Annotated in this window: 16 protein-coding genes and 1 riboswitch; of the genes, 8 read left to right on the top strand and 8 right to left on the bottom strand. The window is 67.4% G+C overall.

Going from position 1 to position 15,745, the window contains the following annotated elements:
* The first annotated feature begins 34 nt into the window (after nt 1-34).
* Both VMT40_RS35780 and VMT40_RS35775 read left to right on the top strand, forming a co-directional pair.
* Entirely contained in the window at nt 35-502 is a 468-nt protein-coding gene (locus VMT40_RS35780) for an SRPBCC domain-containing protein (RefSeq protein WP_326364065.1), read from the top strand.
* A 103-nt stretch (nt 503-605) separates the two neighbouring features.
* Entirely contained in the window at nt 606-1,754 is a 1,149-nt protein-coding gene (locus VMT40_RS35775) for a lipase family alpha/beta hydrolase (RefSeq protein WP_326364064.1), read from the top strand.
* Between the two features lie 3 nt (nt 1,755-1,757).
* Here the strand turns inward: VMT40_RS35775 and VMT40_RS35770 are convergent, their stop codons facing one another.
* The 3 genes from VMT40_RS35770 to VMT40_RS35760 all read right to left on the bottom strand — a co-directional run bounded on the left by VMT40_RS35770 (nt 1,758) and on the right by VMT40_RS35760 (nt 4,593).
* On the bottom strand, nt 1,758-2,792 hold the full coding sequence (locus VMT40_RS35770) for an ABC transporter substrate-binding protein (RefSeq protein ID WP_326364062.1): 1,035 nt from the start codon (nt 2,790-2,792) through the stop codon (nt 1,758-1,760).
* A gap of 12 nt (nt 2,793-2,804) precedes the next feature.
* A complete protein-coding gene (locus tag VMT40_RS35765) occupies nt 2,805-3,836 on the bottom strand; it encodes a FecCD family ABC transporter permease (RefSeq protein ID WP_326364060.1) in 1,032 nt (343 codons plus the stop codon).
* A 34-nt stretch (nt 3,837-3,870) separates the two neighbouring features.
* Nucleotides 3,871-4,007: riboswitch (cobalamin riboswitch) on the bottom strand.
* Between the two features lies 1 nt (nt 4,008).
* Nucleotides 4,009-4,593, bottom strand: coding sequence for a TetR/AcrR family transcriptional regulator C-terminal domain-containing protein (locus VMT40_RS35760; protein WP_326364059.1), 585 nt, complete (start codon nt 4,591-4,593; stop codon nt 4,009-4,011).
* Nucleotides 4,594-4,704: 111 nt separating this feature from the next.
* Between VMT40_RS35760 and bioB the strand changes: the two genes are divergently transcribed.
* The 4 genes from bioB (at nt 4,705) to VMT40_RS35740 (ending at nt 7,047) form a co-directional block, all read left to right on the top strand.
* Entirely contained in the window at nt 4,705-5,742 is a 1,038-nt protein-coding gene (gene bioB, locus VMT40_RS35755; RefSeq protein ID WP_326364058.1) for a biotin synthase BioB, read from the top strand.
* Nucleotides 5,743-5,864: 122 nt separating this feature from the next.
* The gene (gene bsaP / locus VMT40_RS35750; RefSeq protein WP_326364271.1) at nt 5,865-6,080 is read left to right on the top strand and encodes a biotin synthase auxiliary protein BsaP; all 216 of its coding nucleotides are present in this window, start codon (nt 5,865-5,867) and stop codon (nt 6,078-6,080) included.
* A complete protein-coding gene (locus VMT40_RS35745; RefSeq protein ID WP_326364057.1) occupies nt 6,080-6,799 on the top strand; it encodes a DUF2567 domain-containing protein in 720 nt (239 codons plus the stop codon). Before bsaP ends, VMT40_RS35745 begins: the two co-directional genes overlap by 1 nt.
* Nucleotides 6,800-6,882: 83 nt before the next feature.
* Entirely contained in the window at nt 6,883-7,047 is a 165-nt protein-coding gene (locus VMT40_RS35740) for a hypothetical protein (protein ID WP_326364056.1), read from the top strand.
* On the opposite strand, the gene VMT40_RS35735 is transcribed toward VMT40_RS35740, so the two are convergent.
* From VMT40_RS35735 to VMT40_RS35715, 5 genes are read right to left on the bottom strand one after another with little or no spacing between them, the layout of a single operon-like run.
* Nucleotides 7,044-8,033 (bottom strand): poly(ethylene terephthalate) hydrolase family protein, encoded by a 990-nt coding sequence (locus VMT40_RS35735; protein ID WP_326364054.1) that lies wholly within the window; start codon nt 8,031-8,033, stop codon nt 7,044-7,046. The two genes, VMT40_RS35740 and VMT40_RS35735, sit on opposite strands and share 4 nt — an antisense overlap.
* 29 nt (nt 8,034-8,062) lie before the next feature.
* Complete coding sequence (hypF, locus tag VMT40_RS35730; RefSeq protein WP_326364052.1) at nt 8,063-10,402, bottom strand: carbamoyltransferase HypF; 2,340 nt, start codon at nt 10,400-10,402, stop codon at nt 8,063-8,065.
* Nucleotides 10,403-10,411: 9 nt separating this feature from the next.
* Nucleotides 10,412-11,446, bottom strand: a complete 1,035-nt coding sequence (gene hypE, locus VMT40_RS35725) for a hydrogenase expression/formation protein HypE (RefSeq protein WP_326364051.1) — start codon at nt 11,444-11,446, stop codon at nt 10,412-10,414.
* Entirely contained in the window at nt 11,443-12,027 is a 585-nt protein-coding gene (locus tag VMT40_RS35720; RefSeq protein ID WP_326364049.1) for a cysteine hydrolase, read from the bottom strand. The genes hypE and VMT40_RS35720 overlap by 4 nt, the downstream gene beginning before the upstream one ends.
* Before the next feature lie 13 nt (nt 12,028-12,040).
* Nucleotides 12,041-12,796 carry a hypothetical protein gene (locus VMT40_RS35715; RefSeq protein ID WP_442790114.1) on the bottom strand — a complete coding sequence of 252 codons (756 nt, stop codon included), beginning with the start codon at nt 12,794-12,796 and terminating at the stop codon, nt 12,041-12,043.
* A 613-nt stretch (nt 12,797-13,409) separates the two neighbouring features.
* On the opposite strand from VMT40_RS35715, the gene fni reads away from it, so the two are divergent.
* Complete coding sequence (gene fni, locus VMT40_RS35710) at nt 13,410-14,486, top strand: type 2 isopentenyl-diphosphate Delta-isomerase (protein WP_326364045.1); 1,077 nt, start codon at nt 13,410-13,412, stop codon at nt 14,484-14,486.
* Nucleotides 14,487-14,580: 94 nt separating this feature from the next.
* On the top strand, nt 14,581-15,745 hold a 1,165-nt coding region (locus VMT40_RS35705), incomplete at its 3' end, for a (Fe-S)-binding protein (RefSeq protein ID WP_326364043.1).

The raw sequence follows: 15,745 nt of genomic DNA, 5'->3' as shown, positions 1-15,745 counted from the left end.
GTGATCTTCATCACAGTCGGCGTAGGGTGGCCGCGTGCCCTCCACCCATGTCGAGAAGTTCGTCGGTGCCCCGCGTCCGAATGTCTTCCGGGCGCTCCTGGATGCGCGTTCGGTGCGAACGTGGCTGGTCCCCGACGGAATGTCCAGTCACATCCACGAATTCGATCCGCGCGTCGGCGGGCGGTTCCGGATCTCGCTGACCTACGACCTGCCCACCGAGGCCGGTAAAACGACCGCGCACACCGACACCTTCCACGGGGTCTTCGCGCGGGTCGTCCCGAATCGGGAGGTGGTGCAGACCGTCGAATTCGAAACGCAGGACCCGGATTTGCGTGGCGAGATGACCGTCACCTACACCCTCGACGACGTCCCGGGTGGCACCAAGGTCACGGCGCGGCACGATAATTTGCCGCCGGGGCTGTGCGCGGCGGACAACGAGGTCGGTTTCCGCATGTCCTTGGCCAAGCTGGCCCAGCTCACCGAGCATGCGGCCCGGCACTGAGTCGTCTCTGGATCATCCCCCGGCAGGTGAACAGCGCGATACCAGGAGCTGACCGGCGGCGCAAGCCTGGATGAAACGCCGGAAATTCGTACAGTTGATTGGTATGGCGCTGCCGGGTTTTCCCCATCCGTCCGGTGTCGCCGATTACGACGATCGGCGGCGTCGGGAACGGCTGCGCGCGACCCGGCTCGGCGCGGGATGGGTGCGGCTGCGGCGGACCCGGCTGATCATACTGCGGCTGAGCCTGATTCCGCTGGTGGCGTTGGGCGCCTTCGCCGAATACATGGGCGTCGATGTGCTGCCCGAGCAGGCGCGGCTGGCGCGCACCGAACCGGCCGTGCTCCCCATCGCGGGACCCTCGGACGCGAAGGCGGGCGACACCGCCGTGTTCGATCTGGTCGGTCTCGGCGTGCTCGATGCCGGTGACACCGCTCGCGCGCTGCCGTCGCTGACCACACTGGGGTCGGTGTGGGCCGTGCGCTACGACCAGACCGGTATCGACACCAAGGTCATCTCGGATCTGATCGTGAAGGTCACCGAGGCCGCCAAGGTGCCGAACGTGGTGCTGGTGGGCCACAGCATGGGCGGGGTCATCGCGCTGGAGATCGCCAAGCACCTGCACGTCGGCAGCGCCGAGAAGGTGCGGGCGGTCATTCTCGACTGCACACCGGTCGATCTGGACGCCGTGCGGCCCGAAAGCCGGGACCAGGGTGAGGAAATGCTGCGCTGGATGGGCTGGTTCCCCGGGGCGCGTGAGAGCCGACTGCTGCGGCTCATTGTGGAAACCTATGCGCGCCATCAGGATTTCGTCGGCGGGCGCTATGTGATTCGCGGCGACGAATTCCGGCAGGCGGTGCGAAACGTGCTGCGCGACAAGATCCTCAACACCAATGCCGCCAGCAACGGCCTGATCGAGGCGCAGTTCAAGGCCATTGTGGCGGGCGGCGCGATCGACGATCTGCGGGCGTTGTCCAAACCCGCCGCGGGCAAACCGCGTCCGGCCATCGCGTTCATTCGGCCGCACAATCCGTACGACGATCCGATCGTGAATGTCGAGTACTCGCACAAGGTGCTCATCGACCAGGTGGGCGGGGTGGACGGGACGCTGCTGGTGGTGACCACGCACACCACCGGGCACGCCAACCCGATCGAGCGGCCGCAGGAGTACAACGCGGTCATCGCCAACCAGATCGTGCCGTTCGTGCGGCAGGTCCAGCAGGACGAGATCGGCACCGTCTCGGTCGGGCGCTGACCATCAGCGCACGGTGTCGTCGGTGACGGGGCGAATTCCCGAGGGCGGCACCAGATTCCAGCGTTCCAGCTGGGCGCGGACCTGTTCGGCGGCATCGATGTTCAAGGGCCCGCTGGTCCACAGGGCGTACGGCAGGTTCAGGAAGCGGCCCTCGGTGACGGCGCGGAGATCGCGGATGCCGGGCTTGGCGCGCAGCAGATCGATCTTCTGCTGGAAGGTCTGGGGCGGGTAGTCGACGAAGACGATGGCGTCCGGGTCGGCGGCGGCAATGCGTTCCCAGGACACCGCGGTCCAGGTGTCGGCGACGTCGGCGAGGGCATTACGGGCCCCGGCCGCCTCCAGAATCGCTTGGGGAGCACCGAATTCGCCGCTGGACATGACGGTGTCGGAGGCGCTGTCGAAAACGAAGACGGTGGGGGGCTGCTCGGGCCGAGGGGCGGATTGCAGGGCGGAGAGGCGGCGGTCGAGATCGCTCGTCACCTCCGTGGCCCGATCCGTGCGGCCGGTGATCGCGCCCAGCGCGGTGAGATCCGTGCGCAGGGCCGTCCACGGGTCCACCACGCCGCGTTCACCGTCGGGGCGGCGGCAGCTCTCGGTCAGGATGTACGGGGCGACCCCGGCGGTTCGCAGCGAATCCGGGGTCAGATTCGCGGACTCCGAGTAGCCGTAGTTCCAGCCCGCCACCATGACATCCGGCCGTTGCGCCAGCACCGTCTCTCGCGAAGGGTAATCCGGCGCAACAGAATTCAGCTTGTCCACGGCATCCCCGTAATGCTTGCGCAGCGTGTCCGCATCACGCTTCAGGCTCGACACCGCCACGGTCCGGTCTTGCGCTCCCAGCGCCAACACCATGGAGATCAGGTTCCCGTCATTGACGAACATCCGTTGCGCGGGCGACGGAAACCTCTGCTCCACACCGCAATTGCGCACTGACAGGTTCCCCGAGGCTGCGTGCGGCGACGCGCACCCCGCCAGCGCCACCGCGGCGGCGACCAGCGCCAGGACCGGACGTGCCGGGAGCTTCGAAACCTTCTTCACGACTGCCTTTCGTCATGCGGCACCGAACCGGTAGCTGCGGCGGCCCAATAGGAGCAGGAACGCGGGGGCTCCGATGAGGCCGGTGAGGACACCCACCGGGATTTCGGTGGGGCGAACCAGAATTCGGGTGGCGGCGTCGGCGACCACCAGGAACAGCGCTCCACACAGGGCGCTGGCCGGGAGCAGCACCCGATGGCGGGGACCCACCAGCAGGCGGGCGGCGTGGGGGATCACCAGGCCGACGAAGCCGATCCCACCCGACACCGCGACCAGGACCCCGACCAACACCGCCAGCAGCACGAACAGCGCGATCCGCAGCTCCCGCACGGAAACTCCGATCGAGGTGGCCGTGTCCGCACCCAGGTTCAGCGCGTCGAGCGAATTCGCCGCCAGCAGCAGTGCGACCAACGCGGCGGCGACCACACACGCGGGCAACAGGATTCGGGTCCAGTCCGCGCCCGCCAAACTGCCCAGCAGCCAGAACAACACCGACTGCGCCGCCGACGGATCACTGCTGCGGAAGATCAGAAAGCTGCTGAAGGCGGAGAAGGCGGAGCCCAGCACGGTGCCGGTGAGCACCAAACGCAGTGGGTCGAGCCCACCTTGGGCCATGGCGATCAGAAAGACCGCCGCGGCCGCCGCCAGCGCACCGGCCAACGCGCCCGCCGAAAGCGCCCACAGTCCAGCACCCGCGAACAGTCCCGAAGTAATGACGGCCGCCGCCCCGACACCCGCTCCTGAAGAGACGCCCAGTAGATAGGGATCGGCAAGCGCATTGCGCACCAGCGTCTGCATGGCCACCCCCGCCACCGCGAGCCCAGCCCCGACGACCGCCGCGAGAATCGTTCGCGGCACCCGCAATTGCCACACGATGGTGTCCAGCCCGAGATTCGCGGAAGGCTGTCCACCGAGTCGGCTCCGGAGTACACCGACCACCTCGCCGAGCGGAATGTTCTCGGCCCCGAATCCGGTCGCCACCACGATGGCGACAACCAGCAATATCCCCATGACGGGCAGGGCTATCGACGGGCGCGCACGCCTCATCGACGAAGCTCCTCCAGGCAAATCGCGGCCTCTCGAGAGTGCTGCGCGGCGGGGGAGGTCTGACTCGCACGGGCGGACCCGTGCTCACAGTGGCGCGACCGTTCCGGAATTGCACCGGATTCCCGCACCCACCGACGATGACCGGACGGACTCTACCGTCCGGAACTATTTCTCAGCGAATGCGGCTGCCCAGCAGGTGGCGGACGCCGCTGACGAACAACTGCAGGCCGAAGTCGAAGCGGGCGGTCGCGTCGGTGGTGTCGTAGAGCGGTGAATGTTCCTCGGCGAGAGCGCCTACCGAGTCCATTTGAATGCGCGACTGTTCGTCGACGGTCTGGCCGAGGACGTAGTAGAGCAGCGTGTAGGCGGCCAGGTCGGCTTCCTCGCGCGTCATGCCCGCGCGAATTGCCGCGCTGGCCAGGCGTTCCCGGCCCTTGCTGGTGGTGAGCCGGGACGCGTAGGTGGCCGAGACCAATTCGGCCCCGTCGCGGTAGGCCAGCAGGCATTCGCGCAGCCGGTGCGCCAATTCGGTCATCTGCTTGGACCACTCGTCCGCGGCGACCGGCTCGTCCATGGGCGCGAGAATGCGGTCGGCGACCGCGCCGAGCAGGGCCTGTTTGTTGGGGAAGTGCCAGTACAGCGCGCCCGGCTGGACGTGCAGCGAGGTGGCCAGGCGGCGCATGGTGAGATCCGCCAATCCGTACTGGTCGAGAATGGCGATCGCGCCGTCGACCACGTCCGTGCGATGGAGTTGCACTGAAAAACCCGACCCTCTCGTGTTCCGGCTCACGTTCCGGACTGCTAGCCTACCCTGAACACCGTTCAAGTTGCTCGGCCACACCGGCCGGACGAAGGGATTCGCGCGGATATGACTCAGGCAGCCGTCACCACCGAAGCCGGTAGCACTGCAGGCGATGACATTCTCGCCATCGCCCGCGAGCAGGTGCTCGAGCGCGGCGTGGGCCTGGATCGGGACCAGACCCTCGAGGTCCTGCGGCTCGGCGACGACCGGCTCGAGGAGCTGCTCGGTCTGGCGCACGAGGTCCGCATGAAGTGGTGCGGCCCGGAGGTCGAGGTCGAGGGCATCATCTCGCTCAAGACCGGCGGCTGCCCGGAGGACTGCCACTTCTGTTCGCAGTCCGGCCTTTTCCAGTCGCCGGTGCGCGCGGCCTGGCTCGACATCCCGTCCCTGGTCGAGGCCGCCAAGCAGACCGCCAAGACCGGCGCGACCGAATTCTGCATCGTGGCCGCCGTGCGCGGACCCGACGAGCGGCTCATGGCGCAGGTCGCCGCGGGCGTGGAGGCCATCCGCAACGAGGTCGACATCCAGGTCGCCTGCTCGCTGGGCATGCTCAACCAGGAGCAGGTCGATCAGCTGGCCGCCATGGGCGTGCACCGCTACAACCACAATCTCGAGACCGCCCGCTCGTACTTCCCGAACGTGGTCACCACCCACACCTACGACGAGCGCTGGGAGACCCTGCGCATGGTCCGCGAGGCGGGCATGGAGGTGTGCTGCGGCGGCATCCTCGGCATGGGCGAAAGCCTGGAGCAGCGCGCCGAATTCGCCGCCGACCTGGCCCTGCTCGAGCCCGACGAGGTGCCGCTGAACTTCCTCAACCCGCGCCCGGGCACCCCGTTCGGCGACCTCGAGGTGCTCCCGGCCGCCGACGCCCTGCGCGCCGTCGCCGCCTTCCGTCTCGCGCTGCCGCGCACCATCCTGCGTTTCGCGGGCGGGCGCGAGATCACCCTCGGCGACCTGGGCGCCAAGCAGGGCATCCTCGGCGGCATCAACGCGGTCATCGTCGGCAACTACCTGACCACCCTGGGCCGTCCCGCCGAAGCGGACCTGGATCTGCTGGGCGAGCTCAAGATGCCGATCAAGGCGCTCAACGAAACCCTCTGAAAAACTGGGGGTCCGGGGCCGCGGCGGCGGACCCGCGCTTACTGTAGGGATGTGGGGGTCGCAAACCCCCGCTGTCCCCCAAACGGTCGAGTTTCGGACACGAAGGATCTTTCGAGGTGGTCGTGGAGATCGAGGAGCGCTACAACCCGTTCACGGGCAAGCGGATCGTGCCGGGTCTGGAAGATCCCGTACCGGCCGCGGCCGCACTGGGTTTGGAGCCGCCGCGTTTCTGTGAGCAGTGCGGTCGCCGGATGATCGTGCAGGTCAGCCCCGACGGCTGGTGGGCCAAGTGCTCCCGGCACGGCGTGCTGGAGTCCTCGAGCCTGGAACGCCGCTAGTGGCAACCACACTCACCGCCGAGCCGGGCGGACTACGCGTCGATGTCGTGATGCGGGAAGTGCGCGCGGCGGCGGTGGTGTTCGCCGCGCTGGCCGCGGTGAGCGCGCTGGCCGGGGTGGTCTGGGCCTTCCTCGCACCCGCCGAGCAGCTGCTGGTGGTGGAGCCGGACCGGGGGACGGCCCTGACCGGCGAGAGCATGCACCGGTTCGACGCCCTGGCGATCTTCGTGCTCATCGGGATCGTATTGGGCGTCGTGGGCACGGCCGCGGTCTGGCGCTGGCGTCGGGTGCGCGGCCCGATTCTGTTGTGCGGCATCCTGCTCGGCTCCCTGGCCGGAGCCTTCCTCACCAAGGTGGTGGGCGAGGCCGTGGCCGAACAACTACACACCCGGCCCAAGCATCCGGCCGTCCATACCATCGTGGAATTCGCTCCCTCCGTGGAGGGTTGGGCCGCGCTCATCGCCCAGCCCCTCGCGGCCGCGGTGGTCGTTCTCCTGCTGACCGCGCTGAGCACCTCCGACGATCTCGGCACCGGCGAATACCTGCCCTTCGGCGGCCAGCGGCCCGAGCCGACGATCATCGCCCCGCCGCAGTACGGTTCGGCCATCAGCTACGGTCCCTACCCCGGCTCGCCCGCCGGGAACCAGTTCACCCCGCGCGATCCGGTGGTTCCCTTCGAAGCGCCCGGCGCGGTCCCCGAATCCGACTCCGCGCGCTGAGCACGGCAATATTCGCTGGAGCTTCGGCGTTGTACCCCCTACCGTGTTCGAGTTCACCGAACCGATTCACCCTGGGGGACCCCATGACATCCGCACCCGCCGACCGCGGCGCGCCCGCCCCGGCGGAACGCCCGGATCTGACCGCCTGGCGGCAACGCCACGAACTCCGCAGATCCAATGCCGCCCAACCCATCCCGAACGGCCGCCGCTACAAGCGCACCGTCAAGCACCGCAATCGCGACAATTAGCGATCCGCGTGACTCGTTGTCGCGCAGGGCACGTCGGGGATTCGCGCGTCGAAGCCCGTGATCCAGACGGGCGGGCTCTGACAGAGGAACGCGTCGAAGTCGGCTGTTTTCGCCACGAAATGACCGAGCCAGGCGACGGTGTACGCGGAGACGACGGGGTTCGGGAACATCACTTCGAAATGGTTCAGCTGTGTGCCGGGCAGTTGAACGAACATCTTGTCGCTCGCGCCGAGGGCGTTGTACGTCGGTAACGCGCACCTACCGTGGTCTTGGTGATCGTCGAACAGGCAGAGGAAGTCGTTCTCGATGCCGATCGTCAGTGTCGGCGTGGTCACCTTCGCCAGCGTCGTCGAATTGTGGCTCGCCATCGTGCCGCTGCTCGGCGGGGCGAGCGCGACGATGCCCGTGGGCTGCACCGTGGGCCCCGCCTTGGATCCCGTCGTGGGCCCCGTCTCGAGCCCGAGAGCGGCATGGAGCACCGCGCCACCCCCGTAGGACCAGCCGACCAGTCCGACCCGCTCCGTATCGATCATGCCCTGAAAGTCCTTGGAGCGGATGAGATATCCGAGCGCCTTGCCCAGCTGGTCACTGCGTGCGACCGGCGAATCCCACGGCCAGTTGCTCGCCAGGGTGACGACGAAGAATCCGTACGAGGCCAGCCGCGGGCCGAACCATACGGTCGAGCCCTCGAAGGACAGGAATCCCGGCATCACGAGAATCGTCGGAAACCGCGTGTCGCGTGGACCGTTGCCCTTGTCGGGCGGGCGCTTCGGATACCAGACCGTCCCGCCTCGGAAGCCCGGATCACTGAAGAACGGGATGGTCCCCACCTCGACCTCGAACGGTCCCGGCGAACTCGGCCCATCGGTGTGAACACCGGACCGTGGCGAAGCATCCGGCGGCTGGGCGGCCGCGACCGGTGAGACCAGCGCGCCCAGCGCCAGACCCACCGTGAGTGCGACCCGAAGCAGCCCGCGGCCTCCCATAGCGAAGGATTCAAGCCGATTCGAGTCCTTCAGGTGTTCAGCGTGCCGTCAGGTCGGCGTGCCGTGTCCGACTTGCCGTACGAGTCCGCGACCAGCAACTGGCCGAGGGCGATGCCGCCGTCATTGGGGGGCACCTGGCGGTGGGTGTAGACGTCGAATCCGTCCCGTCGCAGCAGGACCAGGCAGTTGATCAGCAGGAACTCGTTGAGGAACACGCCGCCGGAGAGGACAACGCGGCCGATGCCGGTGTCGCGGGCTAGGCGACGGCACCGCTGCCGAACCATGGTGACGACGGCGGAATGGAATCGGCGGCCGATCTCCGGGACCGGGACCTCGACGGCCAGGTCCTCCGCCAGGGCGCGGATCACCGGCCGGAAATCGACTTCGGTTGCGTCGTGGTCGAATTCGTATCCCTCGACCATGCCGAGATCGCGTTCGAGCAGACCCTCCAACTCGATGGGCCCCTGCGCCTCGTACTCGGCGTGCGAGCACACGTCCAGCAGGGCGGCCACCCCGTCGAACAAGCGGCCCATGCTCGACACCTCGGGTGAATTGATGCCGCGTGCCCGCATGGTCGAATAGACGTGCAGGCGGTCCCGCTCGAGCCGGGCGATCGCCGGAAAAGCCTTGGCGGCCATGTCGATATCGCCGAACGTGTCCAGCGCGAGCGATACCCCGGTCCGGATCGGCTCGTGCACCGCACGGTCGCCGCCGAGGAGCGCGATACGCCGCAAATGCGCTGCGCGCTCGTATTTCTCGTAATCGCCGACCAGGAACTCCCCGCCCCAGATGGTGTCGTCGAGGCCGTAGCCCGCGCCGTCGAAGATCACTCCGATGGCCGGTCCGTCGAGCCGATTCTCCGCCATGCACGCGGCCATGTGCGCATGGTGATGCTGGACGAACACCGGATCACCCGGTTCGCCGATGCCTTCGCGCGCGGTGCTGCTGCGGAACTGCGGGTGCAGATCGTAGACGCCCGCCGCGGGCCGCAGGTCGTACAGCGTCGCCAGGTGCGCCGCCGTCTTACGGTGGGCCGCAAAGGTTTCGTCGTTCTTCAGATCGCCGATGTGCTGGCTGAGATAGACCCGAGATCCCGCGGACAGCGCCACCGTGGTTTTGAGCTCGGCGCCGTAGGCCACCAGCGGAGCCAGCGGACGCCCGACGTCCACCGGGTACGGCGCGTAGCCGCGGGCCCGGCGCAGAAAGGTCGGCAGCGGGCCGTCCAACTCGGGGTGGGTGGAGAGCCGGAGCACGGAATCGTCCACCCGGACCTCGATCTCACGATCGTGATAGAGGATCACGTCGGCGATGTCGAAGAGCTGGGCGAGCGCGTCCTCGTTGCGATGGACGATGGGGTAGCCGGAGATATTGCCGCTCGTCATGACCACCACATCCAGCCCGGATTCGTCCAGGAGCAGGTGATGGTGCGGCGCGGAGGGCAGCATCAGGCCCAGATTCGGATTCCGCGGGGCGACGCTCTCGGGCACCGCGCCGGGACGCTTGCGGGCCAGGACGATCGGCCGCGCGGGCGAGCACAGCAATTCCGCCTCCGCCGTGGACAATTCGACGATTCGGTGCGCGGTGGCCAGATCCCTGACCATGACGGCGAAGGGTTTCCGGTCGCGGCGCTTGCGTGCGCGCAGGGCGGCCACCGATTCGGCATTGCCCGCGTCCACCGCCAGATGGAAGCCGCCGATGCTCTTGATCGCCGCGATCCGCCCGGCCGCCAATGCCCGCGCACAGCCGCGCAATGCGTCCTCGCCCTCGAGGACCGTCCCGTCCCGCTCGGCGAGGAACAGGCGGGGACCGCAGTCCGCGCAGGCATTGGGCTGGGCGTGGAAGCGGCGGCTCAGGGGATCGCGATATTCGCGGTCGCAGCGTTCGCACATCGGGAACGAGCGCATGGTGGTCTGCGACCGGTCGTAGGGCAGCGCGCGAATGATCGAATAGCGCGGACCGCAGTTGGTGCAGTTGATGAACGGGTAGCGGTACCGGCGGTCGGCGGGATCGCGCAGTTCGGCCAGGCAGTCGCCGCACACGTGGGTATCCGCCGGGACCAGCGCCACCTTCGCCCCGCCGTGCTCACTGGCCACGATGTCGAAGCCGTTGGCCCCCAACGGTTCCGCTGTCCGGCTGAGGGTGACCACGCTGTCGACCCGGGCCAATTCCGGAGCCCTGCTGGACAATTCCGCGGTGAACAGTGCCAGCGCCGACTCGGGGCCGCTGGCCGCGATGAGCACGCCCTCCGGGTCGTTGCGCACCCACCCCGCCAATTCCCGTTCCCGCGCGAGCTTGTAGACGAACGGGCGATAGCCCACGCCCTGAACGACGCCGGTGACCCTGATGCGCCAGGTTGCTTGTTCGGTCATGGCGCGGGGTCAGCACAGCCGGGGCAGCTCGGCGCCGCGCAACGGTTGCAGGGTCGATTCCCGACCGTCGGCGTCTCGGAGAATCACTGCGGCACCGTCGGTTTCGGTGATCTCGCCGATCGCCACGGCATGGCGTCCATACTCGTGCGCGCGCAGCGCGGTGAGCACGGCCTCGGTCGCGCCGGGATCGACGAAGATCGCCAGGCAGCCCTCGTTGGCGCAGTGCAGGGGATTGATGCCCAGCATGTCCGCCGCCATGGCCGTCTCGTGCTGGATGGGCAGCGTCGGGGTGTCGATCACGATGCCCTTGCCCAAACTGCTTGCGTACTCGTGTAATACGGCCGACAGGCCGCCGCGGGTGACATCGCGCATGGACCGGATCGATTCGGCGGGCACGGCGGCGAACAGGCCCTCGATCATCGTGTTGAGCGGTGCGCAGTCGCTGAGCACGCGGCTCTCGAAGCCGAGACCCTCCCGGATCGACAGCAGGTGAACGGTGTGGTTGCCGAGCGGGCCGGACACAATGACCGCGTCGCCGGGGCGCACGGCCGCCATCCGCAGGGGCTCCCGGGAGAAGAACCCGACCCCACTCGTATTGAGGTACAGCTGATCCGCCTCCCCGGCGCGGACCACCTTGGTGTCGCCGCACACGATCCGCACGCCCGCTTCGCGCGCTGTCTCCCGAATGGAGGTCAATACCCGAAACAGGTGGTCGAACGGCAGTCCCGTCTCGAGGATCAGCCCGAGGGTGAGGTAGCGCGGCGTCGCTCCGGAGACCGCGAGATCATTGACGGTGCCGCAGACCGCGATCTTCCCGATATCGCCATTGCCGAAGAACGGCGGGTCCACCACGAAGCTGTCGGTGGTCATCGCGATCCGGCTGCCCTCGACGGGGAGGACCGCACTGTCCTCCATCTCGCCGATGTAGACCTCGCCCAAGGTCTCCGCGATGAACGCCACGAGTTCGCCCGAAAGCGTTGCGCCGGTGCCGTGGTCGAGCTGGATCCGTTGGGTCGCTAGTGTCGTGTCGGTCGTGAGTGTCACGGTGTCTTGGTCTCCTTCCGGGGGAGACCGCCGTTCTCGTCGATGATCCGCAGCAGCTCTTCGGAATCGGCGACGGTGGCGCAGTAACCTTCGAGCCATTCGAGCGCGCGCCGCCGATCGGCCTCGGCGGCGGAGAACACGCAGTCGCTCGGTACGCCGACAATGTATCCGCGGAAGAAGGCGTCGGCCGCCGTCGTCTGGATACAGATCTGTGTTTGCAGACCGATGAGGATCAGGGTCTCGACACCGAGCGCCTGGAGCCGCTCGTGCAAATCGGTCTCGTAGAAGCCGCTGTCCTTGCTGCGCTCCTGAATGACATCGGCCGGATCCAGGAATTCGCTGATCACCTCCGCCCCCGGCGTGCCCCGCAGGGCGGGGACCCGGCCGTCGTAGCGCTCCGCGAGGGGATCGTCGGGTTCATTGAGCAACTGCAGGTGAAAGATGGGATGCCCGCGCTCGCGCATGGCCGCCAGGAAGCCCGTGACATGGGCCGTCGCCGCGGTGATGGCCGCCTGGCGTTCCGGGTTCTTCCCGACGATATCGTATTGCAAACCGCTGGTGAGGACTGCGATCTTTGACATGCCGACTACTCCACTAATTGGCTAATTCCGTTGTGCCCGAGAGGGCCTGCAATTCTCGGGCAATATTCGACCAGTTGACCGCGCATTGGTACGCGAATTCGATGATGTGTTCCCTGGCATGCGGGAGGACGGCGTCGGCCAGCTTCTCGAAATCGCCGCTCCGCACCGCCCGCAGGTGCAGCCAGCGCAGCAGCTCGCGGCCGCTGGCGCTCATCCGCAGCGCCGGGTCCCGCGACAACAGGGCCAGCAGCGCGCCGATGTCCGTTAGCTTCTCGGACGGGGGCCCGGCCGCGGGCCGATCCGGAGTGTCCGGAAGTTTGCGCTCCGGTTCCGAAGGCGCACGGGGGCTTCGGTTCTCGTGCGAGGGGAGGAGCGGATCCTCCCCGCGGCTGAGCCGGGTGCGGACATCGCGAATCGTCGACGGGGACAGGCCGACCTCCTGCGCGATACTGCGCAGCGACGCGTCGGGACGCGCCAGGATGAGCTCGGCGGCGGTGCGCCGGGCCGAGGCGGTGTCGACCGGCCGCAGGCGGCCGTCACTGCCCAGGCGGTGACTGGCCCGCGAGTCGCCGTCGATGCGGCCGCGGATCGCGGCCACCGTCTTGGCGGACAGGCCCGCGGTGGTCGCGATCGACCGATCCGACCAATGCGGATGCGTGCGCATGATTCGCTCGGCGGCCGCCCGCCGATCGTGCAGCGTCAGCGGCAGGCCGTGTGTCGTGTTTTCGCGAACCCCGACGATGAATGCGAGTTCTTCGGAACCGTCCACCAGATATGCATCAATATGTGTGAATCCCTTCAGTCGCGCGGCGCGTGTGCGGTGAAAACCGTCGATAACTCGCAGGGTGGGGCGATGCACCAGAATCGGTGGCAAAGGCCATTCCGCCTCGACCAGCCGTTCAATGTGTGAATGATCCTCACCTTCGGATCTGGGCGATCCGACAGTTACCAGCGATGCAATCTCTAAGGAGGCTCTGACGCGGTTCAATTTCGAGAAGTGCTCCAAATGAGTAGTGCCACTTGGACTTTCAAGATCAGAAAGCGAAAATTACAGCAGGCGTGTGTATTCGGCAAGGGGGGCGGCCCGGGGTGGGGTGGGCGCTGTGCTCATCCATCGTCGTCTGCCTGCGCGGTTGTGTCGAACCACAGGTCCCGGGGGCGTGCCACCGTGTGCAACTGTGTCAAAAACGCAGTTGCACACCATGATTCGCAGCAACTTCACAGATTGGGAGGCCTCGGTGTGTGGTTTCACACACTCGCGTCCCGGCCGTCCTTGTCGCCGGGTCCGGCATGTGCGGTAATACCCGTGACCGAATGTGGTTGTCGTACACGTAAATTGCGGTACATGTAAATCGAATTCACAGATCTTTTCGGGGAATCGAATGAGCTATGCCAGTCGCAAGGACGATCATGTCCGCCTGGCCGTCGCGCAGCACCGGGATTCGGCCGCCGGGCAGCGCCCGTCGCCGTTCGACGAGGTCGCGTTCGTCCACCATGCCCTGCGGGGCGGCGCGGAACACGCCGTGTCCCCGGCGACCGAGGTGGGCGGTGCGCGCTGGCCGGTGCCGCTGTACATCAATGCCATGACCGGTGGCAGTGTCCGCACCGGCGAGGTGAACCGGGGGCTGGCGATCGCCGCCCGCGAGACCGGTGTGGCGATCGCGTCGGGCTCGATGAGCGCGTATCTGGCGGACGGTGCGGTGGCCGGGACGTATCGCGTGCTGCGCGAGGAGAATCCGGACGGTTACGTCATCGCCAATGTGAACGCCAATGCCACACCGGAGATGGCGGCGCGGGCGGTGGAGTTGCTGCGCGCCGACGCGCTGCAGGTGCACGTCAACGCGGTCCAGGAGATCGTGATGCCGGAGGGGGACCGGGACTTCTCGGCCTGGCCGCGCAATATCGCGCGCCTGGCGCGGTCGCTGGACGTGCCGGTGATCGTGAAGGAGGTCGGCTTCGGGATCAGTGCCGACACCATCGCCCGACTGGCCGGGCTGGGCGTGCGGATCGTGGATGTGTCCGGCAGCGGTGGAACGAATTTCGCGCTGATCGAGAACGCTCGGCGGCGCTCGGCCGACTTCGGCCTGCTCGCGGACTGGGGTCAGTCCACCCCCGCCTGCCTGGTCGACGGAGCGGAAGTGGCGGCGGCGCAGGGGGTCACGCTGCTCGCCTCGGGCGGGGTACGGACTCCGCTCGATGTCGTCCGCTGCCTCGCGCTCGGTGCGCGCGCGGTGGGGGTGTCGGGGCACTTCCTGGCGATCCTCGAGCAGGACGGGGTGGCCGCGCTGATCGCGGAGATCACCGACTGGATCACTCGGATTCGCCAACTGATGGTGTTGCTGGGTGCGGAAACCGTGTCCGAGCTGACTCGCACCGACGTGCTGCTGACCGGTGGGGTCGCCGAGATCGCCCGGCTGCGCGGTATCGAACCCGGCGTCTATGCGCGACGCTCCCGGTGAGCCGGGGGTTGTTACCAGCGGGTAACTTGGGGCATATTATGATGCGGCGAGCGACGAACGATATTGCGTCCCTTCGTAAGTGAAAGGCCACCGCATGAGCCCCCTGCAATTGACGCTGGGCATCATCTCCATCCTGATAGGTGTCCCCGCGTGGGCGGGGTTTGTCCTGGCGATCCGCAGAATGGTGCGCACCATCCGGCTGGGGCAGCCCGCACCCGACCGCTTCTGGCCGTTCCTGCCGCGATTCGCCACCATGGTCAAGGAGTTCGCGGCACACACCCGCATGGTGAAGTTCCGGACCGTGGGCTGGGCGCACTGGCTGGTCATGGTCGGGTTCCTGATCGGATTCGTCACCGTCTTCCAGGCGCAGGGGCAGATCTTCAGCCCCACCTTCACCTGGCCGTGGGTCGGTGACACCCTCGCCTACCACCTGCTCGACGAGCTGCTGGGGCTGGGCACCATCGTGGGCGCGGTGGTGCTGATCATCATTCGGCAGCGCAACCACCCGCGCCGACCCGCGCGGCTGTCGCGCTTCTCCGGCTCCAACTTCCTGGCCGCCTACTTCGTCGAGGCGGTCGTGCTCGTCGAGGGCATCAGCATGGTCGGGGTGAAGGCGCTGGTGGAGGCCTACACCGGTGAGCATCACGCCGTCAGCGACTTCGCCAGCATGCAGATCGCCAAGGTGCTGCCCTCCAGCGCGGCGGCGGTTTCGGTGTTCGCGTTCTTCAAGCTCATGGCGGCGCTGGTGTGGGTCGTCGTGGTCAGCCGCAATATCGACTGGGGCGTGGCGTGGCACCGGTTCGCGGCGTTCTTCAATATCTACTTCAAGCGCGAGGCCGACGGCGGTGTGGCGCTGGGTGCGTTGAAGCCGATGTTGTCCAAGGGCAAGCCGATCGATATGGAGACCGCCGATCCGGACAATGACACCTTCGGTGTGGGCAAGTTCGAGGATTTCTCCTGGAAGGACATCCTCGACGTCACCACGTGTACGGAGTGTGGTCGCTGCCAGTCGCAGTGCCCGGCCTGGAATACCGGTAAGCCGCTCTCGCCCAAGTTGTTGATCATGTCGCTGCGTGACCACGGTTACGCCAAGGCCCCGTACCTGCTCGCCGGTGGGGATGAGCGTGCGCTGGCGAAGATTTCCGAGGCGGCTCGTGCGGAGGCGGAGCGTCCGCTGGTCGGTGGCGAGGACGTGGGTGGCGTCATCGATCCCGAGGTGTTGTGGTCGTGCACGACCTGTGGTGCGTGTGTGGAGCAGT

Origin of the sequence: Nocardia sp. CDC160 (assembly GCF_035818795.1) — a bacterium.
Taxonomy (GTDB): Bacteria; Actinomycetota; Actinomycetes; order Mycobacteriales; family Mycobacteriaceae; genus Nocardia.
This window is presented reverse-complemented; position numbering and strand designations above follow the sequence as displayed.